The 15,383-nt window shown below is 39.7% G+C and carries 1 protein-coding gene; it reads right to left on the bottom strand.

Going from position 1 to position 15,383, the window contains the following annotated elements:
• Window positions 1–349: 349 nt before the first annotated feature.
• Complete coding sequence (locus C0W29_RS03565) at window positions 350–15,178, bottom strand: GEVED domain-containing protein (RefSeq protein WP_158260013.1); 14,829 nt, start codon at window positions 15,176–15,178, stop codon at window positions 350–352.
• Between the last annotated feature and the right edge of the window lie 205 nt (window positions 15,179–15,383).

Raw genomic sequence — 15,383 nt, 5'->3', positions numbered from 1 at the left:
ACATCTAAATAAGAAATAAACTTACATTTATATATTAAGTAATAATTACGCTGTTTATTAAAAATAATACATTCAATAAAATTAATAGCTCGCCAACCTAAAAATTATAATTATCATTTATATATTGGTATATAATACGACCAGAAACCACAGACAGAATGTGTTAAAATAAATCTTTATCTTTTATTTAAAATAGCACACACCCAATGTTTCAATTATTAAAATCAAAACAATAATGAGTAAATCATATCTTAATAATATTAAAAAACATTATTACAACCTAATCCACTTATATCAAAACCATGATTTTAATCAATTTAAATAAATCATTTTAAAATTAATTAAATTTTTATTTCACTATTACTCTATAGGTTACATAACCACTTTCACCAGGTGCTAACGTACCCCCTAATTGCCATTCTATACCACCCTCATAACTCATGGCATTAGTACCATCAGTCGTTATGATTGAGCAACTCACTATACTTGATGGCAATAATGTCTCTGGTGATGTGCAACCAATAACTTGAGATAAATAACTGTACTCTGGTACTGCATCATAAAGCTTAATCGCAGTAATTGGGCCTGAACCATTGTTGATAAAGTAAATTTTATATTCTAGCTCGTCACCTGGTATCGCTTGATTACTGCGGCCTTCAACATCATTGGTAGTGATATTCTTCACCGTTTTCTCTATTTCAAGTTCACCCGCACCGTGGAAACTTACTTTAATCGTATCCACATCACTCACTCGGCGAGTTTCGCTGGTATTAGCAAATACTAAGTCGGCATTAAGTTGATAATTATACACCGCATGTAATGGCACATTATCTGGTACTATCACTTTCACTAATACACACACTTGGGTATTGGTATCAGCATTAACCGCTGTTGGATTGGTCACAAAGCCATCCACACCAGCATCTAATTCGCCATTACAATTGGCATCAAAATACAATATCTCATTCCATGGATAACCTGCTGGTGACGCTTGTTGATCGCTAATACTAAAGCTGACATCACCGCTAGTATCAACATCAAACTTATGGCTAAACAGCACCGCTAAACCCGGCTCTGTTTCCGTGTAGTTATCCGGCTCTAACGTTGGAACGGTTACTTTACCAAAATCAATATTCGTTAAGTAATCACCCGCTGTCGCCGTGACTAGCATCAAACTATCTGTCAGTGAGCTATTAATAACTTTACCCACTAAATTCAAGGCCGGATCTGTCACATCTGATTCAGAAATATCAACCCACGCAGCTTGTTTAACCACTTGCACTTCAATCGGCTCACCCGCTAATTCAACCGGTATAACAAGGGTATAGTTACCATCGCCTCCCGTCACGGTCGAGGTAATAACTTGATTGGTCACATAACCACTAATACCTGTGCCTTTATAGATAGCATTAACAACAAAGTTAGCGAGTCCTCGCTCATCACCTTCTTGTTTGCCATCATGCGCTGTGACCCCACCTTTACCATTATCTTCAAATACCAACCCATTCAGTACAATTTGGTTGATCAAATTAAATTGGTAATCTTCCACTTCACCATTATCAACCAACCCGACGGCAGTATCACAAATATCAGCGGTATCACACAGGCGGAATCGAATAAAGGTATCGCCATTATAACCATTGGTATAGGCCGCATTCAGTGTCACTGGGACATTATTCACCCCATTGGTAACGCTGTAATCATCAAGGACTAATTCACCAGGGTCAGTAAAGACACCGTTATTATTTAAATCGACAAAGATATTCAATCGACCGCCGCTACCAGTAGTATCACTGATCGTAATCGGGATAACAGTTGCGGTTGAGACAATAATATCGGCTGGCATCGCAACACCTTCTTCATCATCCTCACCCGTGACATTATCGCCTGTGGCATCATCACTGAAGAAGTCATGAATATCTGGATCCCAACGCGTTCCTAGAATTAAATCAGGACTACCGCTGAGTGCTACATCACGATTACGGTGCCCTGCTTTACCGTAAGTTTCAGGGGCATCGCCACGATCAACACTGGCAATACAACCAGAGGCATCATGTTGAGATAATAAGCCATCACCACTACCGACAACATACGAAGCTTGATTGGTGATCATATTAATACGATAAAGCCCCATCTGATCGAAGAGATCATAGCTACCATTATGATTAGAGTCATGATCTCCGCCATTAGTCATAACATATAAATGATTAAGATCATCTGTCACAACAGCCCCGCTCCATAAATTCGGCGCTTTACCATTGAAAATAAGATCAGTTACAACAACCGTATTTGCAACAGGATCTAGCGCATACAATTTAGGTGTGGTTGGCTCTGCTTCTGTAAACGTAAAGCCATAATCAAAAGCATTACCAGTAATATCAGCGGCGTAAATCAAGCCATCAATTTCAGAAACAGCCCAATCGGCACTTATACGTAATGCATCAGACGTGGTATTGATCATCGCTGCAGGCGTTGGTTTAGCCTCAAAAGTCATACTGGCTAAATCAATCACTAAATAACTATCCCATGTACTATGCGTAATATAATATTTAGTACCATCACGGGATAATGAGCCCGTATTTGGAGCAAAGAATGTATTCTGAATAATAAATCCTTCTAATAATGCCAATGTATCCCCAGCATTAACTGTTCGTGAATTACCATTACTAATATGACGTAAGGTATATGAGCCTGCTGAGCGCACCACACCCAATGGAATAAAATTAGTGCCTAAAGTATCAGTAGCTAATAGAGCTAATTTGCCAGCGCCATTACGGTAAGTCATATATAAAATACCGGTATCACGATTAATCGCCAGTGAATTCAAACCAGTATAAGTCACACCTGTTTTTATATTATTGAAGTTGAAGCTTAAAGGTGGGACGGGTGTTACCGAGGCATAAGTATAATTAGGGTCAGTAACCGCTTTTGTGACATAAAACTTATCACAAGTACTGGTAGTCACGAGATCTGAAACAAAGATTTTATAATCTTCCACTTCACCATTTGGCGCTTCGCCTATAGGGGTATTACATTCAGTACTAGAACAAACACGTACCCGCATATAGGTATAACCCATGCTAGCACCTGGTGGTACCGTCACTGGATAGGTTAATCCGGTGTTCGCCGTAACCGCTGCGGCACTAACAATCTGCTCTCCAGCATCACTCCAATCACCATTACGATTCCAATCTATCCAAGCATAAACATTAACAGTGGTTAAATCAGAACCAGGATCTAGCGTGGTCGAGATCGTGATATTTTCATTAGTACCTGGTTTCATCGTCGTATTCAACGTGACACCATCTTCATCATTGGGGGTATTGGTTACATCATCGGCAGTGGCAGATGAATCTTGTAAAGTACCATCATCAGTATCCCATTCGGTACCTAGCGTAATATCAACTTGGTTATTTTCATCAAAATCATAACGTAAGTGCGCTGCACCATTATCATCGTTACGAGTGTTATAGTCGGCAGTCGTTGTACCCGCCGCACCATCAGGTGCATCGCCATAGTCATACTCACTAAATGTAATAGTTTGCTCTAAAATACATACTTTCTGAAGATTCTTAGCCCCTCCCGTCGCGCCAGTAAAGCCATAATAAACATTACTATCACCATTAAAATCAAGATTAATGAAATCACGGGTCAAGGTCTCTTTTAACATGCCGTCAAAGTAATAAGTGAATATGTTTGTAGTCGGATCCCAATCAAGAATAACTTCATGATATTGACCATCCTCAATATTACCCAAATCATACGTTGTTGCTCCGATTCGAGTAAATGGTAAGGCAGCAGGATCATAAATAGCGGTGTGATCATTTGAAATATCAAGATAAGATGAAAAAGGTCCATTTGGATAAGTATCAAAATCAATCGTAACGGCAGGATCTAACCCTTGAGAGCCGAGTCCTCCCCCTAATACACCTAATGCTTGATTACCTGCAGGATCATTCTGCATAGTAAAAGTGACCCCATCAGCACCAGCGTCGTTACTACCAAGATAAATACCAAAGCGGACTCTAAATGCTGATGCTAAATCAAATTTATCTGTCGTCCAAAAACCACCGCGTTGACTATTTGCATCAGGGGTAATAATAATTTCATTAGTGCTATTATCCACATATGAATTAGCGCCTGTTACGATGCGGAACTGTGAACCTAATGGTAGGCAACTCAGATCTGTCAGTGCAATACGGTGATCTTCCACTTCACCATCATTTGCTACTCCAGTAACCGTATTACAATCACTGCTATTCGTACAATAACGCGTTCGCGTCCAAAAATTAGTCCCTGTGGCTGAACTGGATGTAGGAATAGGTAAAATATTATTACCCGCAATTACTGCCGTATCATTAATTGATTGTTCGCCACTGTCGTTCCAGTCACCATCGTTATTCCAGTCAATCCAGACAGAGATATAGCCATCATGGGTCGCATCTAATTCAATATTCGACCCCGCCATATTTAAACCCGTACTTTGGATTTGGTTATACAACTTAATAGTAGAGCCTGTTTCATCATCGCCATTACCACCACTCCCAACCGCTAAATTATCACCATCAGGTGTAGTGTAATGTGTTGAGTCAACATCAACAGACGTTCCTATATAATTTGCACGTACATAGTGGCTTGCCATTCCACCAGCAACATACGTCATCGGTGCATCACCATAATCTTTAGTTGATATGGCATGATCTTCTATTTCACCATTCGGTGCTTGAATATCTATATCGCTTTGTAACAAAGTATCTGTAGTAATCCTCAAGCGAACATACATTTCGCCAAAGCCGCTATCATCAGCGACAGTAAAATTGAGCGTTGCAGAACCGTTAGATATGGCATCAACATCATTACAAGGTGCGGAAATAAACTCACCACTACCGGATAAATCACCATCAACATTAAAGTCAACCCAACCGTATACCACCGCTCCTAAATCAGTAGTGCCATCATGATCATTACACATCACATCAAGCGTTAACGTGCCACTACCTCTGGTATACATTGGTGCCGTCGTAAAGGCATCTTCATCATCTGGAACCCCTTCGATATCATCACCAGTAGCGTTACCAGCATTATCAATACCACCACCAAAACCATCAATATCAACATCAGCAACAACAGCACCCAAATAAATATATGGACTTCCCGTTGCATGACGTGGTCCATTATTAGCCTCTAGGGTATTAAAGCCTGCACTTTCTGGCGCATCACCATAATCATATTCAACCTCTAACGTCAGTTGATAATCTTCAATTTCACCATCATTAGCTAAACCATGTGGCGTTGAACAATTGGTGCTATCACGACAAATACGTACCCGTAAATAACTAATACCGGGAACAACATCACTTGGTACGGTAAAGGTTAAGGCTTGATCTGTATCGTCGTCAGCAGCAATTAATGAAATAGGCGTGGCTGCTTCTGTTGCAGCATCAAATACACCATTACGATTAAAATCAATCCAACCATATAAGGTTGCGTTAGCATCAGTATGTACTCGAGTAATTAACTGAACTGGGACGCTTGGTTGAGCGGTTATAATTGTTGGAATCGTCACCCCATCTTCATCATCATTGACTCCTGCGACGTCATCATCAGCAGCTTTACCCGTATTATCGATACCATCAACAAAGCCATTAGCTTCATCATCAGGTGCAATAGCACCTAAATAGACAATAGGAGTTACTTCAACAATATGAAGTGGCCCTACGCCTTCACCGTTGAGATCGACTCGATCAGTACCATAACTATCGGGGGCATCGCCTAAGTCACCAAGCCCAATCGCTAATAGATAATCTTCTACTTCACCATCACTGGCACCACCCATCCAATCGCTACTGGTTAATGTATCTGTTGTTAAACGTACCCGCATATAACTCATCCGGTGCGGCGCAAGCGTAACACCACTGAGTCCCGTCCAAGTCAGCGTAAATTGGCCTTGATTCGTTCCAGTTGGAACTGTAGTCGATTGAGCTTCGCCACTATCAAATTGATTATTTTGATTAAAATCAACCCATGCCCATAGATTAGCCTCAATACCGCTATTATTAGTCGCTTCGATAATAGTGCTATATTCTGAAGCACCTATCGCAACAGGACGTAAGATATTAATACCATCTTCATCATCTGGGCTGGTATTGGCATCATCACTACGAGCGAGAATATCGGGGATCGCATCCGTTTCACCGTCTGCGACTTGATCACCAAGGAATAAGGTTGGAGTAACAACATGATAGGCACCGTTGGTTACCAAGGCTGTTTGATATTCATCGAGTGCATCACCAAAATCAACTTCACCGACCACAATACGGTGATCTTCCACTTCACCATCAGTTGCAGAACCGTAAGAGCGCGGATCTTCATTACTGCCAGTTACGGTATCGGCTAATACATCAGAAGTGATACGAACACGTAAATAGTAATTCCCATCACTCAATCCTGATAGTGATGTCCATGTCATCGGTTGTGATTGAGTGCTAGTCCCATCGATGATGGTAATCACCCCACCATCAATAAACTCATCTTTATCGAAACGATTATTTTTATCCCAATCAACCCATGCATATAGATAACTATCAACACCTAATGTATTGGTAACCATCGCATCAACGCTATAAGTCACATCAGTAGCATCAAGTTTAACAAAGGCAATACCATCTTCATCATCTACTCCACCAGCAGGATCACCCCAAGTATCGTCATCTCTTGCAATAAATGAGGTATCTGAACCATCGCCCCATGAACCACTATCGCCATCAGGTTTAACTGTACCTAAATAAGTCTGCTTAGCAGCTAATGAAGTTGTATGACTCACATCTTGATAAGGTGCTGGTGCATCACCGTAATCGGGCATTAGTGAGGCACGCCAATCGACTTCTACGCCATTATTGGAAGGGTAACGATTAAGAAAATCAGTTGATGAAGTAATTATTGTATTAACAACAAAATTAACACGCCCCCATTCAGTTGCGGGTGGTGGTGGAAGGATTGCGTCATCAATGCCATCAAAATTACTATCAGTACCTGATAAGGAAAAACTAGCCTCTGTAGTATCGTCTGTTTCTGTATTATCAGAATCAGAATCTAGCCAATCTGCATTATCTGAACTATCGGTATTAACGGGTGTAAGACCTGCACTAACCGTCTCGTCCATATCAGAGGTATCAGCATCATAAACATCATCTAAGCCATCTTGATCAAGATCTGTAATAAGATGGCTCTCATTACTTGGCTGAATATAATTTGCAGTTGCTTGAGCCTCAAGATTATCAGGAATGCCATCATTATCACTATCTAGATCAAGGTGATCTGGAATCGAATCCTTATCGGTATCGATAGGCACACATAGTTGTACCGTTGAGGTAACAAAAACATTACCGTTTTGATGAACCGGATAAATATTTCTATATGCAATAACTAATTCATCACCAGCTGCCAACGTAACTGGAACATCAATGGTGTTAGAACCTGAATAATTAGAACCACCATGGCCAATCACTACCCCATTAACTGCAATCGCATTATCTTCATCAGTACTGCTCAAGCGGAAATTATAATTTCCTGCCATATTATTTGGTATCGTCGTTGTAAACCTGAATACATTCGAATCAGGCCCATTCCCTGAACTAAACCCATTCTGATAAACAATATTGGTTAACCCAACGGTGGTATCAACAATATTTTTAGCATATTGTGTTGTCCCCCCGCCTAAAACAATATCCATTGGGTGGGTTGCGCCAACTTTATCATATACGCCTGTTGCAACAATGCGATTGGCTTGATAAGTACCTAATATCCAAGTTGTATCGGCTTTTACACGATAAGCAGCAACATCACTTAGACCATTTGAGATATCATAATTAACCGCACTGTATTGTAAAAATTCTGAACCATCAAAAGGATCCGTTGCATTGAGCATTTCATTACAATCAGTAATGCCATCATTATCATCATCAATATCAATATCATCCATTACACCATCTTTATCAGTATCCGTTGTACTTGATGATGTAGAACTTGGATGTATATAGTTAAATGTGATGGCATAATCTTCTACTTCGCCATCCGTTGCCAAACCAATTGCACGAGTATCAGGATTACTACCTGTTGCTAGTGTTGTAAGACTATCAGTAGTAATACGAGCACGGACATAGCGTGTGCCTGCTGTCATCCCACTTAATCCAGACCACATAATATTTTCTGTAGTAACGCCAGTTGCGGCAACAATCGTCGCCATCTGATATTCATCAACATCAAACGTACCACTGCCATCACTGTCTAGCCATACATGTAAAGAAGCATCTAATGTTGGGTGAGAATTATTAACATCAATCGTCAAGCTATAAGAATTATCACTGCCTACCTCAATATCAGGTAAAGTCGCAATACCATCTTCATCATCCACACCGTTAATCGGATCGCCAATGGCATCATCATCACTAGCATCGCCATTATCATCAATGCCATTACCCCAATCACCTGCATCTAAATCAACAACTGTACCAAGTTGAATCGTATGAATCCCAATATTATGTGATGCACTACCATAACTAGCAGGAGCATCACCATAATCAGCATCTTTAACATACAACAGATGATCTTCAACCTCTCCATTAGAGGCATAACCACCGACATCCGCAACCGTTAGACCATCACTGGTAGGCATTAATCGTGCGCGAATAATATAGCGTCCACCAGATATAGCCGGGGTAATTCCAGTCCAATTTAAGACGGTATTTGACACAGTATTATTACTGACTAAGCCATCTTGAAGTTGCGCTTCACTAGCCTCAAAAGTACCGCTGCGATCCCAATCAATCCAAACGATTAATTGAGCATCATTACCTGTATTATTAAATACATTGGCCGTGAGAGTGTAATTAGTATCACCACTGTTCATGGCAACAAGCGTTAAACCTTCTTCATCACTATTAACTAAATTATCATCCGTATTAGCTGATACACTCGCTATAGCATCTTCACCATCAACGTTATTTGCCCCTAAATACAATTGTGCACTGTGTGTATGATATGGGCCGCCACTACTATAAGTCGTTAAATAAGTATCAGGTGCATCACCACCATCATGAGCAGCCGTTGCTATTGGTGCCACAATAACTAAATGATCTTCAACTTCACCATCACTAACATCATTGCTAGCATTAATCACCGTTAAATTATCTGTTGTGATACGAATTCGTAAATAATGGTCACCAACGGTAAGTGCCGATGTTGGGAACGTAAGTATTACTGCTTTATTTAATTCGCCGCTGTTTACTGTCACTATTTGCGCTTCATCAGCATCAAATGTGCCATTTTTATCACTATCAAACCATGCTATTAGCGTTGCAGGATCAGTTGTACTATTCGTTGCATTAACAGTAAATAAAGCCGCTGTATCACCTTCCGTTAAATGTGGTCGTATGGTTAAGCCATCTTCATCATCAATACCACCACTTGGATCATCGATAGTGTCATCATCACTGGCATTCGTATTGTCATCGATACCATCTCCCCAAGACCCACTGTCTTTATCGGGTTGCGTCGCACCTAAATAAACTTGTGCTAATCCTAACCGTAAATCATGAGAAGCTTCACCATAAGTGGTAGGCGCATCGCCATAATCACGGCCATTAGAAGAGCGCCACAGCATTTCTGTACCGTTATCAGGATAATGACTTAGTGGGTTATTAATATTGGCATTCATTGGTCCCCACACACCAGAAACAGGTGGAAGAACGGCATCATCAATACCATCTAAATTACTATCGACTCCCGATAGAACAGAGGTTAACCCAGCCTCCTCTGTATCATTAGTTTCAGTATTATCAGAATCAATATCGCGCCAATCTGGCTCATCTGTCGCGTCATTATTGTTTGGTGTAATACCATTCTGGCCATAGGTAGCTGTAATATAAGCACTATTTAAACCATCATTAGCGGCATAGGTTCCATTTGAATCAGGATTAGGTTGAACGTATCCAGCCGTCGTTTGCGCCTCAATATTATCGGGGATGCCATCATTATCACTATCTAAATCAAGATGATCCGGAATACCATCAAGATCAGTGTCAATGACTGCCACATAGTCCTTAATTGCAAAATCAACACCGCATAATGCATAATCATTACCGCCACCACTATTATTACTGCCACTCGCCACAAAATTATTTTTAATGGCCAGCATTGATAAAGGCTCATTTACTGTCGGCGTATAATCAAAGGTATAGTAATTCTCACCTCCGATAATAGTTTCATTCGGATTAATCGCGGTACCATTTATCACTCCCTGTGTTTTAGTCATCACACCTTGAGACATTAACGCTCGTAATTGATAAGTAACTCCAGCTTGTAGCGTTACCGTCGGTAGATAACTATTTAATACTCGATAGAAATTATTATTAAAGGCGTGTGCACCACCGCCACTAGGTGGTGGACAACGTGTACTGGTCGTATCAAACTCATTACACAGCGTGAGATAACCATAAAAACGCCCGCTCGAACAACTTCCGCCATAATTTCTCCACATATTATTAACTTGTGAATGACCTGAACTGCCCATACCATGCTGCCCTGCACATGCTAATGGGCTACCTGATGGATTTGAATCGCCAACACCACCGACATGAGCTGGAGAACCATAATTACCATCACCAGTATGTTTAACTAATGGACACTGATTAGGATCGCTTGGATTAACGGCTTCAAAATAATCAACATACAGATAATTAGGATCGTTATTCATCTCATCAACATCTAAAATACCGTCATTATCATCATCAATATCAATATCATCAGTCACACCATCTAAGTCCGTGTCAGTCGTTGTTGGTGTAGTAATACTTGGATGGGTATAAATCACGGGTAATTGATAATCCTCCACTTCACCATCATTCGCTTGAACAATTGCACGAGGATCAGGATCGCTACCCGTTGCTGTCGTGGTTAAATTATCTGAGGTGATCCGTGCTCGAATATAGCGAGTACCATATTTAGGGAAAATACTATTCCATATAATTGTTTGATTATTAGTACCAGAGCTAGCTGCTACTGTGGCTGTTTCCAATTCATCAACATCAAAAGTGCCATTGCCATCACTATCAAACCACATATATAAAGTTGCTGGTGCACTATGATTATTCGTCACACTAATATCGACATTGAGACTATTATCATCAGCGTTAAGACTTGGCAAAGAGCCTATGCCATCTTCATCATCGACTCCGGCAATTGGATCGTTAGATGTATCATCATCTGTAGCATTACTATTATCATCAATACCATCGCCCCAATTACCAGAGTCTAAATCTAATAACACACCGAGCTTAATATCATGACTACTGGCTAAATGTGAGGCACTACCAAAACTTACAGGGGCATCACCATAATCAGCCCCCAGCACTTGCACCATATAATCTTCAACTTCACCACCATTAGCATGACCAAACCATGAATATGCCGTTAACGAGGTATTCGCAAGACGTACCCGTAACGCAACAGGACCGGCAGTCAATGAAGTAATATTATTCCAAGTTAAGGTGATTTTATTAGTGAGATTATTACTACCTGAAGGATAATTATCAGGACTGAAAGGAGAGTTCGTAAACGGAAGTCCATTAATGTTATCAACTACTTCGTTACTACTAAATTGGCCATCACCATTAATGTCTAACCATGCAACGAGTGTTGCCATTGAACCAGAAGAGTTATTTGCTGCAATATCAACGCTATAACTTGTATTACGCGCATCATAAAAAGCTAATGGCTTAGTAATACCCGTTTCATCATCCGTAACTGTATCATCATCAGTAGTGGCATTAGGATTAGGCACAACACTGTATTCTGAATCAATATTATTTGCGCCTAAATATAACCCATTGGAATAAGTATGCGTTGGGCCATTATTGACTATAGTTGTCTGATAAGTATCTGGCGCATCACCTAAATCAATTTTATTCGTCGCTGATAATAAATAATCTTCAACCTCACCATTAGCAGCAAAACCAAGCGAACGCTCATCGAATGTCGTACCAGTATCATCAATTAATACCTCGGTAGTCAGGCGTAAGCGCACACCATATTTGATACCATTAGATGTCGCGACATCATTAATCCAACTTAATGTATAGGTTTTAGTACCACTACTCGCAGGTATAAATTGAACATTATTAGGTAAGGTAACAGCTTGTTGAATCAGCTCATCAGGTTCAAAGGTACCATCACGATCCCAATCAATCCAAGCATATAAATAAGCATTTTGGGTTGAATTATTAGTAACGGATATATTGGCTTGATAACCCGCACCATTATTTAGTACTGGTAGTATTGGTGACAGTAAGCCATCTTCATCATTAATACCATCAAGGTTGTCACCATCAGCATTGGTCGATTGTAAAGAAACATTATCAGCATCAGGGGATTGGCTACCTAAATATATTGTCGGTAATCCATCAGTACTGTGATGTGCGCCATTATTGCCCAAATCAGTTTGATAATTACCGACACTAGTATTATTGTTGGTATCAGGTAAATCGCCTAAATCAATACTACCAAGCAATACAGCATAATCCTCAACTTCACCATCACTGGCTGCACCATTACTATCAATAACCGTCAGTGGATCAGTGGATAAACGAAAACGTAAATAGCTATTACCCGCCGTTAGATAACGTAGCTGATTATTATTAAAAGTATAGGTGTAAGCACCGTCTTGTCCGGTGGTTATCGTAACAACTTGCCCTTCAATCGCATCAAACTTACCATTACGATTAGCATCAATCCAACCGACTAAATAAGCAGGATTACCGGTGGTATTACGTACAGTTAATTCAACAGCATACGAAGTACTATTCAACGCAATAGGCGTTAACATTGATGTCAGTGCATTTTCATCATCACTGCCACTATTATCATCACCCAATGCATCATTTGAGGCTTGATCTGAAGTGTCATTATCAATCGTTGAATTACCCAGATATAAATTCGCAGTGTTATGAATTAAGTGATATGCACCACCCAATGACGGATCAATACCATAACTATCAGGCGCATCCCCTAAGTCAATATCATTTATTACAATTAAGTGATCTTCTACTTCCCCTGAACCATCAAAACCTAGCGACGATACATCAGTAATATTGGTGATAACTCGATTAATTAAGCGTAAACGCATAAATAAATGAGTACTATTACTTGGCGAAATATTATCCCACTCAAGTTCAGTATTAACTTGTGTCACTCCCGATGGGATTTGAACTAATTGCCCTTCACCATCTTCAAATTGTCCATTTCGATTGAAATCTATCCATCCCACTAATGTTGCAGTCGATCCAGTATTATTGGTCGTAGGAATATAAATTTTATAATCAGTTGACGAAATTTGAATAGGTATTAATGTCATACCGCCTTCATCATCCATTCCATCGTTGTCATCAGAAATTGCATTTAGATCTTGCAATAAGCCACTATCAATATCGGCAGGCGTTGTACCAATATATAAATTAGGATCAATAAGGTGAGCTGGGCCGAGGTTAGATTCCTTGGTTTGATAATTATTCATAGCAGCTGATGCTGATGTATCGGGCGCATCACCATAATCAGCGGCAGGGTAAGCATCTGTTCGCCAAAGGACTTCTGACACAGTTGCAGCTTGAGGGTAAAACGCAAGAAAATCTGCGGAAGTATTAACCGTTAAATTAACAATACCAGGTCCCCAAATGCCGGGGGCTGGCGGGGGTAATATATTGTCATCAATACCATCATGATTTAAATCATTGTGTGTTATCGACACCGCAGATTCACTCTCATCCGAACCTAAATCGTTATCGGTATCTAAATCACGCCAATCAGGCTCATCAATGCCATCAGTATTTTCTGGAGTAAGCCCACCAGCATAAGCGGTATCAAGCCCGTTAGCATCATAAATACCACTGGGAGGGATGTAACTATTGGTTGGTTGCGCTTCTAAGTTATCTGGTATGCCATCATTATCAGAATCTAAATCAACATGATCAGGAATCCCATCACCATCAGTATCATATTGAGCACAATAATCAGAGGCTGTAAATAACCCAACTTCACGGACTTGATAATAAGGAGCAGCACCACCAGTACCAGGTCCTTTCCACGGTGCTTCAATAATAAAATATGCAATATCTGTATACAGCTGACTAAAAGTATACTGTTTTGTCACATTTGAAGTGGTATACAAGGGCGTGAAAGTTTCAGTACCTAATAAATCGTCATTGCTATTATATAACGAGATCTTGGCTTCCTTAATACCATCACCATTGTATACACCGTCACCATGAGCACCGTAGTCATTCGCTAAAGAAAAGCCATCTGCCGCTAAAGGTGCCACTAAATTGAAGGTAAATTTAATGGGGAGACTCTGATCAGTCCAAGTGAATGGTTGCCAACCCGATGAAGGATTACCATCAACCCACTCATAAGGCTTAGGTTGACCATAAGGTGTAGCCGCTACATTTTCGATATCTACATGTGAAAAATAAGCAGGACCAATATAATTTGTTCCAGCTGCAACACAAAATGCATCACGCTCAATGGTATCTAAAATACCGTCATTATCATCATCGACATCCACATCATCCATAACACCATCACCATCAGTATCCGTGGTACTAGGATCAATTTTCGTAGGATGAATATAACTGGCATCGTGAGAAAGAATTGCCGGATATGATTGATAAAAAAGCGGAACTTGTGATAATTTTAATACTGACATATGAGTTACATATTCTAAATCCCAATCACCACCTAATTCAGTAAGACCGGTTTTATCATCAGACGCGGCGACAGTCACCCCCGTGTATTTTGCAAATAAATCAATTAACGCTTTACCTTCCAGTGTCTTGGCAATATCACAACCTAATAAATTGATATGGGCATCAGCTGGTAAATATTGACCGAATTTATTAAGTTTTGGTTGATAACGTTCAATATTATCTATCGTTATTATATCTTGTCCGATAATTATTTTTTGTTTATCACTATGAATAAAAATATCTATCACAGTAACATTACTTTCTTTTGTTATTTTATCGAGCAATTGATCAAAATTAGATATTTCATGGACGACTATTCCATTTTCTTTAAAATAAGATTTTTCTGCTAATTCAGAATCAATAAATACCATCCTTTTATTAGACAAAGAAGAACCATGGGAATTATTTTCAGTAAAATAAAATTTATTACTGAAATTTAAAAACAAATAAGACAATATAAGAGTGATAGCAATAACTACCCAATTTTTATTGATTCTTAACATGTCAAATCCCTATAGATGATACTCCCGTCAATACAGCAATTATCACGCCAAAAAAAAAGCCCTTAGAAGCAGGTAATATTAATCACCT

The sequence above is a fragment of the Photobacterium kishitanii genome, assembly GCF_003026355.1.
Classification (GTDB): domain Bacteria; phylum Pseudomonadota; class Gammaproteobacteria; order Enterobacterales; family Vibrionaceae; genus Photobacterium; species Photobacterium kishitanii.
Note: the sequence above shows the minus strand (reverse complement) of the source record. Positions and strands in the feature narration are given on the sequence as shown.